Annotated in this window: 17 protein-coding genes; 4 read left to right on the top strand and 13 right to left on the bottom strand. The window is 41.5% G+C overall.

The window, feature by feature from the left end:
* Positions 1–7 precede the first annotated feature (7 nt).
* Positions 8–541: a GNAT family N-acetyltransferase gene (locus IEX94_RS12490; RefSeq protein ID WP_188857878.1), complete on the bottom strand. Its 534-nt coding sequence runs from the start codon at positions 539–541 to the stop codon at positions 8–10.
* Positions 542–566: 25 nt separating this feature from the next.
* Positions 567–1,523 (bottom strand): tRNA dihydrouridine synthase, encoded by a 957-nt coding sequence (locus IEX94_RS12485; protein ID WP_188857876.1) that lies wholly within the window; start codon positions 1,521–1,523, stop codon positions 567–569.
* 346 nt (positions 1,524–1,869) lie between these two features.
* On the opposite strand from IEX94_RS12485, the gene IEX94_RS12480 reads away from it, so the two are divergent.
* From IEX94_RS12480 to IEX94_RS12470, 3 genes are all read left to right on the top strand, one after another.
* The gene (locus tag IEX94_RS12480) at positions 1,870–3,519 is read left to right on the top strand and encodes an ATP-binding protein (protein WP_229782706.1); all 1,650 of its coding nucleotides are present in this window, start codon (positions 1,870–1,872) and stop codon (positions 3,517–3,519) included.
* A gap of 4 nt (positions 3,520–3,523) precedes the next feature.
* Positions 3,524–4,237: a response regulator gene (locus IEX94_RS12475; RefSeq protein WP_188857874.1), complete on the top strand. Its 714-nt coding sequence runs from the start codon at positions 3,524–3,526 to the stop codon at positions 4,235–4,237.
* A 151-nt stretch (positions 4,238–4,388) separates the two neighbouring features.
* Positions 4,389–5,720, top strand: coding sequence for a CitMHS family transporter (locus IEX94_RS12470; RefSeq protein ID WP_188857872.1), 1,332 nt, complete (start codon positions 4,389–4,391; stop codon positions 5,718–5,720).
* 171 nt (positions 5,721–5,891) lie between these two features.
* Here IEX94_RS12470 and IEX94_RS12465 read toward each other — a convergent pair whose 3' ends face one another.
* The 5 genes from IEX94_RS12465 to IEX94_RS12445 all read right to left on the bottom strand — a co-directional run bounded on the left by IEX94_RS12465 (position 5,892) and on the right by IEX94_RS12445 (position 11,932).
* Complete coding sequence (locus IEX94_RS12465; RefSeq protein WP_188857870.1) at positions 5,892–6,671, bottom strand: Cof-type HAD-IIB family hydrolase; 780 nt, start codon at positions 6,669–6,671, stop codon at positions 5,892–5,894.
* Positions 6,672–6,800: 129 nt separating this feature from the next.
* Complete coding sequence (gnd, locus tag IEX94_RS12460) at positions 6,801–8,225, bottom strand: decarboxylating NADP(+)-dependent phosphogluconate dehydrogenase (RefSeq protein WP_188857868.1); 1,425 nt, start codon at positions 8,223–8,225, stop codon at positions 6,801–6,803.
* Between the two features lie 32 nt (positions 8,226–8,257).
* Entirely contained in the window at positions 8,258–9,607 is a 1,350-nt protein-coding gene (locus IEX94_RS12455) for a GntP family permease (RefSeq protein WP_188857956.1), read from the bottom strand.
* Positions 9,608–9,636: 29 nt separating this feature from the next.
* On the bottom strand, positions 9,637–11,214 hold the full coding sequence (gene gntK, locus IEX94_RS12450; protein WP_188857866.1) for a gluconokinase: 1,578 nt from the start codon (positions 11,212–11,214) through the stop codon (positions 9,637–9,639).
* Positions 11,207–11,932: a GntR family transcriptional regulator gene (locus tag IEX94_RS12445; protein WP_229782705.1), complete on the bottom strand. Its 726-nt coding sequence runs from the start codon at positions 11,930–11,932 to the stop codon at positions 11,207–11,209. The genes gntK and IEX94_RS12445 overlap by 8 nt, the downstream gene beginning before the upstream one ends.
* Before the next feature lie 840 nt (positions 11,933–12,772).
* Between IEX94_RS12445 and IEX94_RS12440 the strand changes: the two genes are divergently transcribed.
* A complete protein-coding gene (locus tag IEX94_RS12440) occupies positions 12,773–13,978 on the top strand; it encodes an MFS transporter (protein ID WP_229782704.1) in 1,206 nt (401 codons plus the stop codon).
* Between the two features lie 41 nt (positions 13,979–14,019).
* On the opposite strand, the gene IEX94_RS12435 is transcribed toward IEX94_RS12440, so the two are convergent.
* The 6 genes from IEX94_RS12435 to IEX94_RS12410 all read right to left on the bottom strand — a co-directional run bounded on the left by IEX94_RS12435 (position 14,020) and on the right by IEX94_RS12410 (position 21,579).
* Positions 14,020–15,669, bottom strand: a complete 1,650-nt coding sequence (locus IEX94_RS12435) for an SLC13 family permease (RefSeq protein WP_156856560.1) — start codon at positions 15,667–15,669, stop codon at positions 14,020–14,022.
* 525 nt (positions 15,670–16,194) lie between these two features.
* Positions 16,195–17,358 carry a tryptophan synthase subunit beta gene (trpB, locus tag IEX94_RS12430; RefSeq protein ID WP_156856561.1) on the bottom strand — a complete coding sequence of 388 codons (1,164 nt, stop codon included), beginning with the start codon at positions 17,356–17,358 and terminating at the stop codon, positions 16,195–16,197.
* Between the two features lie 82 nt (positions 17,359–17,440).
* Entirely contained in the window at positions 17,441–18,028 is a 588-nt protein-coding gene (locus tag IEX94_RS12425) for a cob(I)yrinic acid a,c-diamide adenosyltransferase (protein ID WP_156856589.1), read from the bottom strand.
* A 48-nt stretch (positions 18,029–18,076) separates the two neighbouring features.
* Positions 18,077–19,561 carry an adenosylcobinamide amidohydrolase gene (locus tag IEX94_RS12420; RefSeq protein WP_188857862.1) on the bottom strand — a complete coding sequence of 495 codons (1,485 nt, stop codon included), beginning with the start codon at positions 19,559–19,561 and terminating at the stop codon, positions 18,077–18,079.
* A gap of 10 nt (positions 19,562–19,571) precedes the next feature.
* Positions 19,572–20,597, bottom strand: a complete 1,026-nt coding sequence (locus IEX94_RS12415) for a FecCD family ABC transporter permease (RefSeq protein WP_188857860.1) — start codon at positions 20,595–20,597, stop codon at positions 19,572–19,574.
* Entirely contained in the window at positions 20,587–21,579 is a 993-nt protein-coding gene (locus IEX94_RS12410; RefSeq protein WP_188857858.1) for an ABC transporter substrate-binding protein, read from the bottom strand. Before IEX94_RS12410 ends, IEX94_RS12415 begins: the two co-directional genes overlap by 11 nt.
* Positions 21,580–21,632: the final 53 nt, after the last annotated feature.

Here is a 21,632-nt window from a genome sequence, read left to right as displayed (position 1 = left end):
GGTCTAATTATTCCAAGAACACGTTCGGATATTCAACGGTTCCCGAAAACCGTTGGAGTGCCTTCTCCTTTAATTCAATAACCATAAACGCTTCATCTGGAACGTCAAAAGGGGCGTTTATTTCCAATTCAGATGCCTTCCTAAATCCGAATTTCGGATAGTATTTCGGATGACCCAAGACAATAACCGACTGATATTCAAGCTCTTTCGCTCGCTTCAAAGCTTCAAGAATTAATTGTCTTCCTATCCCTCTATTTTGATAATCGGGTAAGACAGAGACCGGCGCAAGTGCAAGGGATTCTATATTTTGTTCAGTATTTTTAATTTTTATCCTGGATAACAAAATATGCCCTACGATTTTTTCATTTGCATCGACGGCAACTAGCGATAACTCGGGAATAAATGCATTGCTTTTTCTAATTCTAGAAACTAGCTTATGTTCCCTTTTATCACTATATTCTGCATCAACAAATGCACGCTGCACAACTTTCTCGGTTAATTCATAATCCCCGGCATCTTCCTGCCTTATAGTAAAATTCATCATGTAACACTCCAATTTTCCAGCATCAATTTAATTGAAAGCGATCAAGCAATACCCGTACTTCATCTGTTGTTTCCGTACTCATCAATTCATGCCTTAATTCACTCGAGCCACGGAACTCCCGAACATAAATTTTAAAGAAACGACGGAGCGGTTTGAAGGAGCGCGGCTCGATTTCCGAATACTTATCAAAGAGATCGAGATGCAACCTTAGCAGATTGAGCAATTCCTCCGGGCTGTGATCTTTCTTTTCTTTTTCAAAAGCAAATGGATTCTTGAAAATCCCCCGCCCTATCATGACACCATCCACACCGTACTGCCGGACAAGCTCCAGACCAGTTTGGCGATCAGGAATGTCGCCATTGATTGTAAGCAGTGTATCTGGAGCAATTTCATCACGAAGCTTTTTAATCTCTGGAATCATCTCCCAATGTGCATCTACCTTACTCATTTCTTTTCTAGTACGTAAGTGAATGGACAAGTTCACGATATCCTGCTCAAAGATATGCGTCAGCCAGTCACGCCACTCTTCAACTCGCGTATAACCAAGCCGTGTCTTCACACTAACGGGAAGGCCCCCTGCTTTCGCTGCTTGTATTACTTCGGAAGCAACTTCCGGATGACGAATCAGGCCCGCTCCCTTTCCATTTGCTGCCACGTTCGGTACCGGACAACCCATGTTGATATCAATTCCACGGAAGCCCGCTTCAGCCATGCCAATACTCATCTCGCGGAAGTGTTCCGGTTTATTCCCCCATATATGAGCGACAATTGGCTGTTCATCTTCTGTAAATGTCAAACGACCACGCACACTTTGCTTCCCCTCTGGGTGACAATAGCTTTCTGTGTTCGTAAACTCCGTGAAAAACACGTCAGGCCGTGCTGCTTCACTCACCACATGACGGAATACAACATCCGTCACATCTTCCATCGGTGCCAATATAAAAAACGGCTTCGGTAGTTCATGCCAAAAATTATCCATTGTATTAAAATCCTTTCATCATCGGATTCGAGAAAATAATTCCCTTGTCCGTAAAAAATCAAAAAAATATCTTCATTACCTTTACACTTATACCACGTTTAAGCCTCTATTTTCAACTAGAGTAAACCGAGTTGTTTTAGACATTATCTGACTCTTGAATTAAACTATATATAAGAGTAAAAAGGAAGGTGAAAGCTAATGGAAATTAAAAATGAAGTAAATTCTTTGACCTATAGTGAATACCTCCAAGCTTATAGTGACTTAACATATGAAGTAATCGCTAATTACATTTATAATATGTCACCTTCACCAAGTGTTAAACATCAAATGATTAGCGGAGAAATAGATGGAGTCAAAAACAATGAATCCAATTCCTCATCACACTAAACAAAATCGGCCAAAGATCCGGTTTAATTTGAAAGCAAAGATGATTATGCTAATCAGCATTTTGATTATCAGTATCTTTATTGTCTTTGCCTTCTTTCTTCATGACTTTATTTCAAATACGACTGAGGATCAGGTTGGTAAGCGGGCACTCAGTGTTGCGAAGACGGTCGCAACTATTCCCGAACTAAGAGAGGCTTTTCAATCGGATAATCCTGCAGCGGTTATTCAAGAAATTGTGATGCCAATTCAAGACGTTACAGAAGCAGAATTTATTGTTATTGGCAACACAGAAAGCGTCCGCTACTTCCACCCCGATTCCGCGAAGATTGGCAAAAAAATGGTCGGTGAAGATAATGACCGGGCTTTATTACATGGAGAATCATACATATCGGAAGCAGAAGGATCACTAGGCGAATCCATTCGAGGAAAAACCCCTGTCTACTCCGAGGACGGTGAGATTATTGGAATTGTTTCGGTCGGATTTATGATTGATGACATTCGGGAAATTATCAAAAAGCAAAATTACGAGTTATGGCTTACGATTTCAATTATTATTTTACTCGGAGTCATTGGAGCAATTCTGATTGCGACCTATATTAAAAAACTATTATTCAATCTGGAACCGGAAGAAATCTCAAACTTAATGATTGAAAAGGAAGCCATTTTACAATCGACACATGAAGGAATTATTGCTATCGATAATAAGGCTCGCATTACGATGATGAATACTTCCGCACTACATTTATTACAAGAACCGTTTACCGAGGATCATTATATCGGTAAATCTATTCAAGCCATTCTCCCTGAGTTCAATGTGCCAAGCTTGCTTAGAGACAACAAGTGCATGCACGACATCGAGGTCGTAATGGGTAAAAATGTGTTTCTCGTGAACCAAACACCAATGTATCAAAAAGACGCGAAAATCGGGACAGTACTAACATTCCGTGACAAGACGGAACTCGAAGGAGTTATTCATGAGTTATCAAGGGTGAAGCAATATGCCGATGCGCAACGGGCACAAAACCATGAATTCTCCAATAAATTATATACGATTCTCGGCATGCTGCAGCTGAAGCAGTATGACGAAGCGATTGACTTTATAAAAAGAAATCGGGAGACAAGGGATAAATGGGATCAATTTTTAACCGATCACTTCACCGATCCGATTATCCATGCGATTTTACAAGGGAAATGGAATCAGGCGAATGAGCTTGGGGTGAAGTTGAGCGTTCATCCCGATAGTGAGTTATCCTATCGTTTTTCTGAAATAGAAAAGGATGTATTGTTAACCGTACTTGGTAATTTGATAGAGAACGCGATTGAAGCGGTGAAAAATGAGGCGCCAGAGAAGCGAAAGGTATCCGTATTTTTTACAGATATAGGTGAGGACATCCTAATAGAGGTAGAAGATTCTGGTCCAGGTATTAAAGCCTCACATATTCCAAAAGTTTTTGACCAGGGCTTCTCTACAAAAAATGGAACGAACCGCGGGATTGGTCTTGCTTTGTCCAATCAAGCAATCCAGCGGATCAACGGTGAAATCATCCTGGAAGATGGTGACATGGGTGGAGCTTGCTTCGTCATCATGATACCGAAAAGAGAGGAGTGACAAGGTGAAAGAGAACTATCAGGTTTTAATTGTTGAAGATGACTTTCGGATTGCAAATATTCATAAGCAATTTATCGAAAACACGGAAGGATTTATCGTTCGTGCTTCCGTCAAGACCGGCGAGGAAGCGTTAAACTTTCTCAAAGAGAGCAGCAATGTTCCCGATATTGTGCTACTAGATATTTACATCCCTGACGTAGAAGGTCTTGATTTGTTCTGGGAGATTCGTAGTACATATAGAGATACGGATATCATCATTGTCACCGCAGCTGATGATGTGGACACGATCCAAGAAACGGTGCGGGGCGGGGTGTTTGACTACATTATAAAACCGGTAGATATGGATAGATTCGAGCGGACATTAAACAGATTTAAAGAAAGAAGAGGTTTTTTTGAATCTAAAGAAGTGCTAGGACAGGATGAGATTGATACTTATATTTTGCCTAAGTCCCTTCCTAAGCATAATAGCGAGAATTTACCTAAAGGGATTGATGCTATTACGTTAAATGAAGTTACGACCTTACTAGAAACAGAACTTACGAGGGGAATTACTGCCGTCGAACTTAGTAAGCAAATCGGCATGAGCCGCTCCACCGCTCGCCGTTACTTAGAATACCTCGTTAGTATCAAGCAAATAGAAATGAGGTTGAAATATGGAACGGTCGGCCGCCCAGAGCGAAAATACTTCCTCCGTGAAACTTATGAACAAAATGAGTAATATATAAATTATTCTTTTTATGCAAGAAATATTTCTTTCCCTCTTTCTGTATGGTAAATTTTTAAAAAGCTAATCTTACGGAAAGTTACATCGATATGCGAGCGCTTACAAAATGTAAAGAGAGCTTGTATATAGTTAGGGGGAGAAAGATATGAGTTTGAGTATCATTGGATTTTTAACTATTTTGATTATCGTATTATTATTAATTACCAACAAGGTAACACCTATTGTAGCGATGGTACTTGTCCCATTAATCGCTGCTGTGCTTGCAGGATTTGGCTTTGCTGAAATTGGTGACTTTTTCTCTGAGGGAATTCTAACCGTCATGAATGTTGCCATTATGTTTATTTTTGCGATTCTATTCTTTGGCGTGATGCAAGACGCGGGATTATTCGATCCATTAATCCGTACCTTGATTAAATGGACAAAAGGAAACGTTATTACCGTGAGTGTCGGTACGGTCATTATCGCGGCAATCGCTCATCTCGATGGTGCTGGGGCATCCACGTTTCTTATTACGATTCCTGCCCTGCTGCCATTGTATAATCATTTGAAGATGAATCCATATTTACTACTGCTGTTGATTGGCGGTAGCGCGAGTATTATGAACATGGTGCCCTGGGCAGGACCATTAGGACGAACTGCTTCTGTATTAAACGTTGATGTAACCGAATTGTGGCGTCCCTTAATTTTAATTCAGGTAATTGGAATCGCTTTATTGGTTATTCTAGCAGTATTTCTCGGTATAAGGGAACAAAGAAGAATTAGTAAAAAGTATGGCTTGGTAAGCGCGGAAGAAGCAGCGGCTGCAGTAGACAAAGTGAATGGTGATTCCGATCAGTTAAAAGTGGAAGGATCACTCGCACGACCAAAGTTAATCTGGGTTAATGCGATTCTTTTTCTATCTGTTATCGGTGTTCTTGTCTGGGGAATTATTCCAGCAGGATTCGCATTCATGATTGGACTTAGTATTGCACTTCCGCTGAACTATCCAGATGTAAAACAGCAGTCAGACCGAATAAAGGAACATGCACCTAGCGCCCTCACTATGGCAACGATTATCCTTGCTGCCGGGTCATTTCTTGGAATTTTAACGGAAACGGGAATGCTTAACTCGATTGCAGCTAATCTTGTAACAATCATTCCGGCATTCATTGCGCCATATTTACATTTAATCATTGGTTTCTTCGGGGTGCCATTCGATTTATTATTAAGTACAGACGCCTATTATTTTGCGTTACTCCCGGTTGTTGACCAAATGGCTGTCGGGTTTGGCATTGATTCATTGTCTACCGCCTACGCCATGATAATTGGAAATATTGTCGGTACATTCGTCAGTCCCTTCTCGCCCGCACTTTGGCTTGCACTTGGACTCGCTGGACTCGAGATGGGGAAACACATCCGTTATTCCTTGTTCTGGATGTGGGGAATTAGTATTGCGTTGTTAATTGTTGCTGTCTTGGTTGGAGTTGTCTCTATATAATGAAGTAAAATTTAAAAACATGAAGTAAAATTTAAAAACGAAGTCTCGCTTTAGGCAGACTTCGTTTTTTTAATCCATATCCTTATATATTCTTATTAACTAGACATGCTGTACTTAGTAATGATGCAATCTTTAATTCGCATACTTCACTAATTTTTTTCAGCAATTAAATCACAACAAGCCTGCCATCTTCAGACCATGATAGATTCCGTCATCATCAACGGGATGCGTAACATATTTTGCAGCTAATTTTATCACTTCTTCTGCATTTCCCATCGCAACACTGTTTTCAATCGAACTTAACATTTCCAAATCGTTCAACCCATCTCCAAAAGCATATTGTCTATCGCGCGGGATCCCAAGTTTTTCAACCATTTTTTTAATCCCTATAGCCTTCGATCCGCCCTTTGGAACGACATCTACTGATACAGGATGCCATCTTACAAAATCAAAATCTTTAAATTCCCTTTCATACTGCTTTTCCTCACCTTCTGCACAAAATAGCAGCGTTTGGTACAGCGCACGATCTTGATAATAATAAGGGTCATGCGTTGGGAATTGATTGATTTTTAAACTGGCAATACTTTCGTTAATATACGGATGTTCCGGGACATTTGCCCGCATATCTTCGTGATCCATATACACAACGGGATGATTATTGTGTAAGGCTTTCTCCGTAAAGTTTAACAGAGAAGACTTATTTAAAGGATTCGTATAGATCACTTCCCCCTCTAAAACAACGTATTGTCCATTATAGCTCACATAAGAATGAATCCCCAATTCTTCCCGCAAATCAGCATACATAAATGGAGCTCTCCCTGTAGCAATCGCGACTACATGGCCGTTTTCTTTTAATTGAAATATCGCTTCTTTTGCTGTGGCTGGCAACTCTTTGTTATGGTCCAGCAAGGTACCATCTATATCAAAGAAAATTACGCTTTGTTCAGTCACTCTCTCGTCCTCCTTTCACCTGTATTTAGAAATAGGTCCAGTTATTGCTGTCCCTCTTTCAATCAACTTCTTCTTAAACGACCACCTGCAAAAGCTGGTGGTCGTTTAAGTGTAAATTAAATAGGTTTTCTAATCCCTGCTCATGGGATCTGTTCCCCATTCCGTATGGAAAACGCCTGCTTTATCGACACGTTTATACGTATGGGCGCCAAAGTAATCCCGTTGTGCCTGAATCAATTCGGCTCCGTTCCTTGGAGAACGATAGCCATCATAAAATGATAAAGAAGAACTTAGACACGGAATGGACAATCCGTTTTCCATCGCTTTCATGACAACCCTTCTTAATGCCCCCTCATAATCATTCGCCTTTTCCTGAAAGTAAGGCGCCCGCAATATATTTTTCAATTCCGGATCTGCTTGAAATGCCTGACTCACTGACTCGAGGAATTCCGCCTGGATAATGCAGCCTCCCCTGAAAATGAGTGCGATTTCGTCCAACTGCAAGTCCCATCCATAATGTTCAGCCGCTTGCTTGTATTGCATAAATCCTTGAGCATACGTACAGATTTTCCCCATAAATAATGCTTCTTTGACAAGATTGATCCAATAATCTTTATCCGAAATCTCCAATTCCATTTTCGGTCCAGCTAAATAGTTTGCCGCTTCCACACGTTCATCTTTTAAAGAAGAGAGATATCTCGCAAAAACCGACTCCGTAATAATCGAAGCAGGAACACCAATATCTAACGCATCTTTACTTGTCCACTTCCCAGTGCCTTTCTGTCCAGCCTTATCTAGTATAACATCGATAATTGGCTGAGATGTTTCCGGATCATCATAATTCAATATATCGCTCGTAATTTCTATTAGATAACTCTTCAATTCCCATTCATTCCACTCAGCAAAAATAGCTGCTATCTCTTTGACATCAAGACCGATGATTTTCCTTAAGAATTGGTAAGCTTCCGATATTAGCTGCATGTCGGCATATTCGATGCCATTATGGACCATTTTCACGTAATGGCCTGACCCTTCTGTCCCGATATAGGAGCAGCAAGGTTTACCATTGACCTTTGCAGCCATCTTTTCAAGGATCGGCGCCACTTTATCATATACATCCTTTTCGCCGCTCGGCATCAGAGCAGGTCCATTCAATGCACCGGTCTCTCCGCCAGATACACCAACACTTAGAAAATCGATACCTAATTTCTTCAATGAATGGAACCGTCTTGTTGAATCTTGAAAGTTGGCATTCCCACCATCCATGATAATATCTCCCTTATCAAGTAAGGGGACAATCGAGTTGATGACTGAATCTGTAATACTTCCTGCTGTCACCATAAGAAATATTTTCCTTGGTTTTTCCAATGACTCAATAAATTGTTCCAAATCTTCATATGCCGTCGCATTCTGATGAGGGAAATCCTCAATAAATTGCTTCGTCAAATCAGGAGTATAGTTATAAAGCGCAACACGTTCATCATGATTCAGCATGTTTTTTGCGAGGCTTGATCCCATAACTCCTAGACCAAATATACCGATTGAATGACGCAATATTTACAAGTCCTTTCATTATTTAAGTATTTTTACACAAAGATACTTAATAGTAAAATGAAACCTAACCCGACTACCGAAATGATTGTTTCCAGTAAGGTCCAAGTTGAAAATGTCTCTTTCATCGTCAAGCCAAAGAACTCCTTAAACATCCAGAATCCCGCATCGTTTACATGGGAAGCGATGACACTACCCGCTCCAGTTGCAAGAACCATCAGCGCAAGGTTGACATCAGAACCTTGCATCAAGGGAATGACCAATCCAGCTGTCGTGAGTGCCGCGACTGTAGCTGAACCTAGTGCAATTCTTAAGATGGCTGCAATAAGCCAAGCTAATATGAGCGGAGATAAATTGCTGCCTGCAAAGATATCTGCTACTGCATCACCAACTCCGCCGTCAATTAATACTTGCTTAAATACTCCGCCACCCCCAATGATCAAGAGCATCATTCCAATGGAACGGATCGATTCTTCCGCAGAGGCCATAACTTGCTTCATCGGAATTTGCCGGGCAACCCCCATCGTATACACTGCAATCAGAACTGAAATCAACAGTGCTGTCGTCGGTTCACCAATCAAGTGGATAATATCGATAAACACGTTGCCCGGTATATTCCAAATGTCCTCCAATAACTGGACAATTGTGGCTAATGCCATTAAAATAACCGGGAATAAAGCTGTCATAACACTTACACCGAAACCTGGAGTATCTTCCAGTTTGAATTCCTTAACCTCACCGACAGCCTTGATGTCGCCTGTTTTTTCAAAAGCTTCCGGGACTAATTTTTTAGCTACTCTAGTGAATAATGGACCTGCTATAATCGCAGTAGGAACCGCAATAATGAACCCATACACCAGCACCATACCAATATTTGCATCATACTGCTGAGCAATCACCGTCGGTCCTGGATGTGGCGGCAAGAACCCGTGAGTAACCGACAAGGCAGTAGCCATCGGTATTCCCAAATAAAGAATGGAAACTCTTAACTGCTTTGCAATCTGATAGACAATAGGAATAAGTAATACAAGACCTACTTCAAAGAATAAAGCAATACCAATGATGAATGATGCAATCACTACAGCCCACTGGATATTTTTTTCGCCAAACCGATTGATCAAAGTCATCGCGATCCGCTGAGCACCCCCAGCATCTGCAACGAGCTTACCAAGAATAGCACCGAATCCAAAGATTAACGCGATGCTGCCAAGTGTTCCGCCCATCCCACTCTCAATCGAATCAACGATATCGCCGAGTGGCATACCCAAAGCAAGAGCCACCAAGAAGGAAACGATAACTAAAGAAATAAATGTGTTCAAGTTCAATTTCATGATAAGGATCAGTAGGACAATAACTCCCAAAGCAACAATGAGCAATGGATACATATTTCCAGCTAAAGACATGTGATTCACTCCTAATATTTTTTATTTAAATGACCTTCGTCATTTTTATGTGTATTCTTCTGGTACTCCGAAAGATTCTTATATTCTTGTTCGAGAACTCTCGATATATTGATGAATATCGGAATAAGTTTACGATATACTTCTTCGTTAGCCGCGTTTGGTGTATGTTTATAAGTTGCACCAATCAGATCTTGGACAACATCAAAAGAGTTTATTTTCTTTTCAGCGTAAAGCCCCAATAAACATGCTCCAAGACAGGATGATTCATAACTTTCCGGAATGATTACCTCTTGATCAAATATGTCGGCCATCATCTGCCGCCATACTTTTGAACGGGAAAACCCGCCAGTTGCCTTAATGGAAGTGACCGGTGTATCCATAACTTCCGTCAAAGCTAAAAATACAGTGTATAGATTGAAAATAACTCCTTCCAAAGCAGCACGTATCATGTGTTCTTTCTTATGATTCAATGTCAGGCCAATAAAGGACCCCTTAACATCTGCACTCCATAGTGGCGCTCGTTCACCAGCTAAGAATGGATGGAACAGGAGCCCATTTGCACCTGGTTCAACACCATCAGCAATCCGAGTCAAGACATCGTATGCATCAATCCCCAATCGGTTGGCAGTCTCCACTTCACTTGCGGCAAGCTCATCGCGAATCCAGCGCAACACCATCCCGCCATTGTTGACTGGACCACCGATAACCCAATGATCCTCTGTCAAGGCATAACAGAAGATACGTCCTTTTGCATCTGTTTTCGGTTCTGGAATGACCGTTCTGATTGCTCCACTCGTGCCAATCGTGACAGCAACCTCTCCCTCACCGATAGCATTCACACCAATGTTTGACAGGACACCATCACTTGCACCGATACATAAGCGAGTTGACTCCGAAATTCCCATCTCTTTCGCTAATACCGGATGACAACCTGTAAAAATCTCTTGAGTCGAAACGAGACGCGATAGCTTGGATTCGTCTATACCAGCAACTGAAAGGGCACGTTCTTCCCATGTCAACGTTTTCAGGTTCATCATTCCCATAGCTGAGGCTATTGAATAGTCAACGACATATTCATCGAAGAATTTATGGAAAATGTATTCTTTGATTCCGATATATTTCTTCGTTTTACGTGCTATCTCTATTTTTTCATGTTCTATCCAGGCAATTTTACTGAGTGGAGACATTGGATGGATCGGTGTCCCTGTTTTTAAATAGATATCATGCCCATCATGTTCTTCCTTTATCTTCTCTGCCCATTCAGAACTTCTATTGTCTGCCCAAGTGATACAAGGTGTCAGCGGTCGATCATTTTCATCCATAGCAATAACGCTGTGCATCGCACTGCTGAACGAAATAAATGATAGTTTTTCCGGGTCTATCTTCGAGCGGCGCATGACATTTGCAATTGACAATACAACGGCTTGGAATATTTCCTCGGGATCTTGTTCTGCCGTTAAAATATCAGGGGTATGCAGTTTGTAACCATTATTTTCCTCAGCAATAATTTCTCCAGTCTCTCGAAATAAAACTGCTTTCGTGCTCGTTGTTCCAATATCAACACCAAGCATAAATCTATTTTCATCCATCATAATCTCTCGCTTTCTTCATCATTTCCGCATTCGTCCACAGTTCTTCCACCCGGTTCTGTACATCACCGAAATTACTGTAAAATGCTTTGTCCATCAGTTTGCTATCCTTCGTGGACAGCGCTTCAATAATAAGTTCATGATTTTCCAGTATCCGGTCGAAATCCTCATAATTAACCTTGCTCCTATACCTCATCGATAATAGGATGAGACATTCCATAACTGGTCTCAATTGATTCCAAACCATTAAAATTTGCTGGTGGTTAATTGATTTTATAATGATTTCATGAAACTCGATATCCTTAAAGGAAAATTCATCAACATCCCCGTATTTGATGGCAATCTTCATCATTTCCAGGACTTTCCTCAGTTCATTCAACAACGCGTCATTATGCGACACGAGCAACCGACCTGTGACAAACGTTTCAATCAAAAGTCTAATATCATAAATTTCCTCAATATCTTTTTCAGAGATGCCAATAACAATTGCTCCCATCCTTCCCAAACGAACGAGACCTTCCCTTTCCAATACTTTCAAAGCTTCTCTGACTGGGGAGCGACTTACCTGATATTCCTTAGCTATTTGATTTTCCGATAGAACGCTTTCTTTTGGGATATCTTGGGAAATAATCCGTATTCTCAATTCGGAAACAAGTCTTTCTCCCATCGAATTAGTCGATGATAATAAACGATCAGGATAAAGCCTTTTCATAGACATATATTTATCAGCTCCTTATTGGAAATCAACATACAAAATACATGAATACTTGTATACAAGTATAATCCTATCCTATCATATCACATATTGTTATGCAAAGAAAACGGATTCAACCTTTGTAAATGATGGCGTGAACTTGCAAAAAAACGCCGCTATGGATCGTAAAATAGTGCCGGGAGAGAGAATGGTCACAAAAAAAGTTCCAAGCATATTGCTTAGAACCCTGCCATCTCGGCCAAATCTTTAATATTTGCCATTTACTCACCCTACTTCATCAGTACTTACAACGAAAGATTAATTCTAGTATAAGTTATGAAATGCATTTCATGTCAATCTGTTACTACTATTTTGAACCTCTTATGACTGTAGTCACGAGTCTTAGTTTAATTAAAAATAACCCTTGCTCTGAAAAGCGTTTCATAAGATAAGGTTTAATCAGAAGGAGATCTTTTAAGCTCCTTTGACAAAAGCTGATAGAATATCGGCGTGACATTCTTTTAGGCGTAACGGTGTATATCAGCTTTTATCCTATATACACATTTGCTGGCTGCCATTAATAGCAGGCAACCTGTAGCGGAGTCTTTAATTAGACTTCGCTTTTTATTCTTTCAATAAAGTGAGACTTCAATCAGTGGGGATTTTTCTTCATCCCCCATTGATTGTTAGTTGAACGAATCGGCATGTTAGTCCGTTATCTCCCACCTAAATTTTCTCGACATGGACATGAGGTTTTGAGGTGGAGTTTTACGGATGATTACACCGGGATAAATATTTATTTAAATATGCGCTATAATAGATTACAAGACAACCATGCTGATCTACATAAGGAAGTGCAAAATAATGAAACCCAGAAAACATACCATAAAAGATAACTCTTTTTGGCTGATTACAATCAGCCTAGCGCTTGCTTCATTCTTTGTCTTCGCGAGCCTCTATGCCGTCCAGCCGCTCTTACCGTTATTTGTAAGAGAGTTCAATGTAACAGTATCCGAAGCCACATTAACATTATCTTTGCCTGTTATCGGACTGATTATTGGACTGATTGTAATCGGATTTTTATCTGACAGATTAGGCAGGGTCGCTTTTATCAAGTATTCCTTAATCATAGCTGTCATCCCTTTTTTCTTCATCCCGCTGTTGGATGCCTTTTCACTTATCGTCTTCCTACGATTCCTCCAAGGGTTTACGTTAGCCGGACTCCCAGCAGCTGCTTTAGCGTATATTAATGAGGAAATTGACCGGCCCCACATTGGAGTTGCCACAGCGTTATATATAGCAAGTAATGCACTCGGTGGGATGGTTGGAAGAGTGATGGCTGGTTATTTATCCGATCGCTTTTCCTGGGAAGTTGCTTTTTACAGTTTTGCTGGGTTAGGTCTGATTGTCGTAATACTAGTTTTCTTATTCTTACCTAAATCACGCTTTTTTCAACCTAGTGATCTCTCTTTCCGTAGAGATATTGAAGGAATGCTCGTACATTTTAAAAATCCGAAGCTGCTAACCGTTATTGGGATGGGGCTCATTTTGCAGCTTGCTTTCACTTCTGTGTGGACATTTTTACCATTCCACTTGGAAGCTGAGCCTTATTCTTTATCTGTAAAAACGATCTCCTATACATTTTTCGCCTACGGATTTGGTGTCTTCGGGGCACCGTTTGCTGGTTGGTTGGCTGGAATATTTGGTCTGAAGCCTGTACGGATAGCGGGAATATTAGTACTGTCCTTTGGAATATTCATTACGCTCAGTCCCCCACTACCACTCATCATTATCGGGTTATGTGTGATGTGTTTAGGTTTCTTCACCGCGCATTCGTTAACAGCAAGTACGGTTGCAGAACAGGCTACACACCATAAGGGAAGTGCTGCAAGTCTTTATTTAGTTGCTTATTATATTGGAGTCAGCATGGGGAGTACTGTAGTTGGACCGCTTTGGAACCTTGCTGGCTGGAATGCAGTTATCATTTTCGCTGGAATCTTGCCAACTGCATACTTAGGATTGGTTATGATCTATCAGAAGCGGGCTGAAAATAGAAGTATGGAAGGTTGATTGCAAAAAAAAGAGATGGATTCGTATCCATCTCTTTTTTATTATTTAAAACTATCCGGGAAAACGGTAATATCAATTCCAAGTGCTGCCGGAAGCACATAATAGCAAGTCAAGGTTATTAAAATAATCGATGCAATATTCAAGAAGAATCCTGCTTTTGCCATATCGACAATCCGCATATAACCCGTTCCAAATACAACTGCGTTCGGTGGTGTAGCAACCGGCAGCATGAACGCACAAGATGCAGAAAGTCCCGCCGCAACCATTAACACGAGGGGATGAACATCAACCGCAAGAGCAAGTGCCGCCATAATTGGATACATCATCGTAGCAGTTGCTGTATTTGATGTAACTTCAGTCAGTGCATTAACAAGCGCTGTTACAGCTAGAATAATTAATATAATATGAACGCCTTGCAAACCGATTAACTGTGATCCAATCCATTCTGATAATCCAGACGTTGTGAAGCCTGCTGCAATCGATAGACCACCACCGAAAAGAAGTAGGACACCCCAAGGTAGTTTCACCGCACTCGACCAATCCATAATATGGCTTGCTTTTGTACTCTTCGTCGGAATGAGGAAAAGGACAATAGCAGCAAGAATTGCAATCACCGTATCATCAATATTCGGATTGATTTTTTCTAAAACAAAAGTACGTGTAATCCAGGAAAGCGCTGTCAGAACAAAAACAATGAAAACAGCTTTCTCCTCATAGGACGCTTTTCCAAGCTTTTCTTTTTCTTGATCAAATATTGCTTTCCCACCCGGTAAGTCCTTTAACTCGGTAGGGAATGCCATTTTCGTTAAATAGAACCAAGCGAAAAATAATAAAATCCAAGCAAACGGAACCCCAAACAGCATCCAGCCCGCAAAGGAGATTTCATAACCGAACAGTTCACGGAGCGTACCAGCTAAAATAGCATTAGGCGGTGTTCCAATAAGAGTCGCCATTCCACCAATTGAGGCAGAATAACCAATCCCAAGCATGATTGCTTTACCAAAGGAGAAATTCCCTTTTGACGTATCGACTTTCGGGTTATCTTTCAAGGCATCTTGTACTTGATATGTAATCGCAAGTCCAATCGGAATCATCATCATCGCTGTTGCCGTATTGGAAATCCACATAGAAAGAAAACCGGTTGCTACCATAAACCCTAGCACAATCCGGTCTGGCCTCGTTCCCATAACGGATATGATATTAATCGCGATCCTTCTGTGTAAATCCCATCTTTCCATCGCTAAAGCCAAGACAAACCCACCAAGAAACAAGAAGATTGTATCATTTCCGTAGGCTGACGTCGTGGCTTTCATATCTAAGCCGCCTGCTAGCGGGAACAAGATAATGGGAAGCAAGGATGTCGCCGGAATCGGAATTGCTTCGGTAACCCACCATGTTGCAATCCAAGCAGTACTTGCAAGAATCGCTTGTCCCTCACTTGATAATCCGTCAAACGTTAAGATGAACTTAAGAAGAATGAATAATAGCGGTCCGAGAATAAGACCTGTTATCTGGGCATTAGTGTACGGTCGCTTTCCGCCATTTCCTTTACCACCGTAGCCACTCTTTGTTACATCTGGTTTCTTTACTTTATTTTTCTCTATTGCGTCTTCCGGCTTTACGAAAAAGCGAAACATGTCCTTCACTTGATCATGTTTTTCCCAAAGCCAACCCCAAGTTGCTGAAATCATGATGCTCCCCCTTTTATATAAAAATATAAGTCTAGTTTAAATGTATTTTTGATAAAAAGCAAGTTGTTGTATATCAGCCGTGAGTAAGTCCTGTGTACGTATCGACGTTTATTTTTATAGATTCCCCCATGATGTATAACAAGTTGGAACTGCTGAAAAATCTGTGTTTGGTAGTATTCTAATCGATTGAAATACAGAGATTAACATAGGCGCGAGGGAAGAGATTGGTAATAAATGACTGAAGAGAGAGCAATGCGCTTCATTCGAGTAATTAGACAGCTTAAGTGAAACTTCATTCAGTGGGGTTTCCTTACCTCCCCTCTGAATGTTAGTTGAACAGAATCAGGGATTTACGAACTGTATATCCCCCACCTTTAAATGTTGGACTTCCCTCCTGTTTAGAGGTGGGGGTATTACAGACCGTTAATACGTGATAAAACCTTAAAACACCATTTCTCTTCACCAATGCAGGCGTAAAAAAGAGCATGGAACTGCATCCATGCTCTTTTCTCCCAATCTGCTATTCTATTTCAAGATCTCAAATACTTGCTCCACGTCTTTATCACCCCGGCCAGAAAGATTCACGATAATCACATCATCCTGCCCGAGCTCTTTCGCAAGCTGAATCGCATGACTTACTGCATGGGAGCTTTCAAGTGCAGGGATGATTCCTTCTGTTTTCGATAACTCTTGAAAAGCTTCCAATGCTTCTTCGCCGGTCACACTCACATACTCCCCGCGGCCGATAGCATGCAGATGACTATGCTCTGGACCGACACCTTGGTAATCGAGCCCAGCTGCAATCGAGTCGGTTGGCAATGCTTCACCATCCTCATCTAATAACGTTAAGGAACGATAACCATGGAATACTGCTGGCTTCCCTTTCGAAATGGAAGCTGCCTCAGCAGGTTCCACACCAATCAGTCGTACAGAGTCTTCATCAATGTAATGAGCGAAAGCACCGATTGCATTACTTCCGCCACCAACACAAGCGACGACAGCTGCAGGGAGTTTACCTTCCTTCGCCAGAATCTGACGTTTCGATTCTTCGCTGATGATAGATTGGAAATATTTTACCATCTCGGGATATGGATATGGCCCTACTGCCGAACCGATTAAATAAAAGGTCGTTTCGTGATTAGCGACAAGATCAGCAAATGCTTCATCCACCGCTTCCTTCAGACGTCCCCACCCTTTATCGACAGCTACGACTTCAGCCCCGAGGAGTTCCATCCGGAATACATTCAAGCGTTGTCTTTCAGTATCTTTTTTACCCATATAAATCGTGCACGGCAGTCCGACCATCGCACAAGCAGTCGCTGTCGCAACACCATGCTGACCTGCTCCAGTTTCCGCTATAATCCGCTCTGCACCGGTTCTCTTCGCTAAAAGAATCTGTCCGAGCACATTATTAATTTTATGGGCCCCTGTATGATTCAAGTCTTCACGCTTCAAATAAATTTTAGCCCCACCAACTTTTTCAGTCAGATTTTTCGCAAGGGTTAGTGGATTCTCGCGTCCAACATACTCTTTCAAATAATACCGGTATTCCTCAAGAAATTCAGGATCATCCTTATATTTCTCAAAAGCTACACCAATTCCGTCTAAAATATCCTTCAAATCTTCTGGGACAAAGCTTCCTCCGAAATCACCAAAGTAACCTTTCTCTGCTACATTCTCTTTACTCAACTCTACTCATCTCCTACATGAAATTTCAAGATTCTCTTCATTATAAATGAAAAATGAAATAATTCAAGATTGTATTATAACTTCACTTTTTCTTATTACTGCCACGAAAAACCCTTGCACTGCGGGCATACTCCACATCCGCAACTTGCAGGCGAGAATTAACTACACGGGCTGCTGCAAAGAAATAATCAGATAATCGATTCATATACTTTAACGGAATTGGATCTAAATCTTCTTCCCGCTGATAAAGTTTTACAATCTGTCTTTCCGCTCTTCTTGCCACTGTTCTCGCAACGTGTAAATATGCAGCGGCCTCCGTTCCGCCTGGGAGAATAAATCGTTCAAGCTCTGGTGCCTCGTCTATTAAGACATCCATTCTCTCTTCCAAATACGTAATCATATCTTCAGAAAGCTCGTGAGGACGTTCTTTTTTCGATACATTAGAAAGCTCAGTTCCGCAGTCAAATAATTCATGCTGAATTTTTTTCAAATCAGCAATGAGGTCTTTGAACGGTTCTTTATTCTTATTGAGCCCAGCTACCGCAAGACCTACAAAAGAATTCGTTTCATCAATTGATCCGTAAGCTTCCACCCGAATATCATCCTTCGTCGTCATTCCACCTATTAACGCGGTCTTTCCTTTGTCGCCAGCCCTTGTATACAGTCTCAAATGAATCGCTCCTTTTTTTGTTTTTATACTCTCAAGCAAACGTTTGATTTACCCCTGTTCAGCTGCTTTTTTCCTCTTTAACGTTTTGGAAATGGCCTGCTTCATTTCTTGATAAACAGCATTTCCTATTAGAGCACCTAACTCTGTCGCGGTTCCAGCGTAATCTAATTCCTTCCCTTGTTGGGTTGCGGCAATTAAAATACTGTCTGTAGGAGTTCCTGTTGCGACCGTACCTGTCTTCCGGTCTTGAATAGCGAGGTCTCTTAACACTTGAGCCTTTGCCTCCGTTGCCGTGATCGTTGCCTGGATAAAGGCTTCTTCCGTTAAACTGCCATTTACAAAAACCCATGTATTAATCGTTCCCGGAGCAACTGGACCAACAAGCGGCTTTGCTCGTGAGCTGTCCACCGCATTTCCAACACTCGCTGTCACAACAACTAAGATTGAAAAACCATTACCCTCATAAATACCATAACTGTAATCTTCCAAGACAATTGCCGTCATCATTCCAACCGTCTGAGCCGGCGGGAAACCTCGCCCTTTTAAATAAGTTCGCATTTCCTTCCGGTGATCATTACAATAATAATTCTCATCGACATGCCGATTGACAAAGTATTTATACCAGCCAATCCCTGCGCCAACGATACCAGAGGATATCGTTTTCAGCGGCAGATCTGAATGGAGTACGATTTGCTCTGTACTAAAAGAAAGGTTTGTTTCATCAATTGACCACAGTTTTTTTGCCTGCCACGTCTTCTTGCTTGGCATTAAATGCAGCTGTGGCTTGGCAATTTTAGAGTGGGCCTGCTTAATGACCTCTGTATCGAACACCGAGTTAATCAGTTCTTCAGAAAGCACTTCATCTGGATTTTCCAACGCTTTTGCTTCGCCCTCGTCCATTAAAAGCAGGCGATCACAATAAAGGCTCGCAAGGTTTAAGTCATGCAAAATCGCCACGACTGTGAGGCCCTTTTCTTTTGCACTTTTTCTGAGCAAATCAAGCAATTCTTTTTGATAAGCTAAATCAAGATGGTTAGTTGGTTCGTCCAAGAGAAGAACTTTCGGTTGCTGCACGAGAGCTTGGGCCAGGAATATTCTCTGCTGTTCTCCTCCAGAATGTTCCATCACCGAGGTGTCCGCAAATTCAAGGATGTTCGTTTGCCGCATGACACGCTGAACGATTTCCTCATCTTCTTTTGTCCATGATCGGAACAACCCGCTATGATGCGCATAACGACCAAGTGACACCATTTCTTTTACTGTATAAGGAAAAACTTGGGGAGTGAGTTGGGGTAAGACGGCGATTTTCCTAGCTAATTCTTTCTTAGAGTAATCGGCAATGTTTCTCCCCGCTACTTCAATTTTTCCCTGTTGCAGATCGAGCAGTCCACTAATCATATTGATTAAAGTTGTCTTCCCACTGCCATTCGGTCCTAGAATTCCAAAAAACTCCCCTTCATTTACGGAAAAACTAATGTTTTTTACAATCTCCTCGCCATCATAGCCACCCGATGCATTTTTAATTAAAAGCATGGTTCACCTCTCAACTTCTTCTCCGTTGTTTAATTAATATTATCGCAAATACCGGTGCACCTACTAAAGCTGTAATCACTCCGACAGGCAATACTTGAGGTGAGATAATTGTCCGCGATAATAAATCGGTCAATATAAGAAAGCTCGCTCCAATAATCATCGACAACGGCAACAAATGGACATGATCAGAACCCCATAGCTTTCTAGTTAAATGCGGGATAACTAAACCGACAAAGCCAATTGTCCCGGATACGGCAACCGCTGCACCTGTGAGGATGGAACCAGCAATAAGAATAAGCATTTTCCTTTTGCCAACGTCAACGCCTAAATGCTGGGCCCGTTCTTCGCCAAGCGACATCGCATTCAGTTCTTTTGTATTCATTAATAAAATGAGTGAGCCAAAAATAAAGAAAGGGAGAATGATTCCAACATAGCTCCAGCCTCGCATCGATACACTGCCAAGCAGCCAACCGATAATCTGCTGCAACTCATCCCCTGTTAAAGCGATAATTAATGAGATAACCGACCCTAAGAACGCGCTGAAAATGATTCCCGTAAGAATAATCGTTTCTACGCGCATCGTCCGGTCAATTTTTCGTGCAAAGTAAAGCACAATTATAATGGTTGCTAATGCTGTTATAATGCTCAAAAATGGCAAAGTAAACATCCCGATAACCGGTAGTGATATTCCGAAAAACAATGTTGCAACAGCACCAACGGAGGCCCCAGAAGATACGCCAAGAATATATGGTTCCGCGAGCGGGTTCCTTAGCAGTCCTTGGAAGGCCGCTCCCGCTATTGCGAGCGAGGCCCCGACAAGTCCTGCCAACAGTACTCGTGGCAAGCGAATCTCGTATACAATACTTACATACATTGGATCGACATCAGCACCAACGGGTAAGCGAAAGGCTTCGCTGCCAATCACTTTAACAATATCAAGAATCGGGACAGATACACTGCCAATCGAGATAGCAAAAAGCATCGCTCCAATGAGAAGCGTAAAAGAAATTCCATATTTTGTTACATTACTCTTCATCAAACAGCTCCGGATAAACCGCTTCAGCTAATTCTTTTGCCCCTTCTGTGAGTCTCGGACCGGAACGAGTAATCAAATCAGCATCAATATCGTAAACTCTTTCATTCGCAACTGCTTCAACTACATCAAAACCATTTCGTGAGAGAACTTCTTCTTCTGGATTTTCAATATATGCGCCGTAGGAAGTGATGATGACATCTGGATTCAGTTCAATGATTTCCTCTGGATCAAGCGCGAGCCATCCTTCATGCTCACCAGCGGCATTTTCAGCATGAATCATTTCCAACAGCTCATGAATAAACGTATGCTGTCCTGCTGTGTAAATATCCGGTGCAGGAGAATTTTCAAAGAAAACTGTCCGTATATCTTCCTCAGCTATCTCAGATGTCAGCTCACGAATCTCTTCAAATTCTGCTTCCATTTCCGCAATCAGTTCTTCTGCCTCTTCTTTAGAACCGATAACTTGTCCAATGGTTTCGATCGTCTCGTAAGTGCTCGCAATATCCTGTGCATCTTGAACGACGAATACTGGTATACCTGCAGTTTCAAGTTGTTCGAATGCTTCCTGTGAGCTGCTCACTCCTAATTCATGGGCGAGGACAATATCCGGGTCAAGACTAAGGATCAGTTCCACATTCAATTCCATGCCGCCAATTTTTTCAATTTCCTGTACTTCTTCCGGGTAATTATCATGATCCGACACACCGACTATCCTTTCCCCTTTTCCTAAAGCAAACGTGATTTCCGTATTGCTCGGGATCAATGAAACAATCCGCTCCGGTTCTTCCTCAAGCGTTATTTCATTATCTATTGCATCTGTGAGTGTCAGTGGATAAAGATCACTGTTCGTTGACTCTTCTTCAGTTGCTTCTTCATTACCTGTATTTCCAGTTGCATCCTCATTGTCTGTCGCGACTTGTCCGCAAGCAACTAGCAGACTAAGTAAGAACGCGAGCAGCAAACCTTGCCATAATCTTTTCATTTCCATTCCTCCCTCTATATACTTCAATTATCTTCAAAATGCTCCTGTTTTCT

It is taken from the genome of Oceanobacillus indicireducens (assembly GCF_014647195.1).
In the GTDB taxonomy this organism is placed as follows: Bacteria; Bacillota; Bacilli; order Bacillales; family Amphibacillaceae; genus Oceanobacillus; species Oceanobacillus indicireducens.
This window is presented reverse-complemented; position numbering and strand designations above follow the sequence as displayed.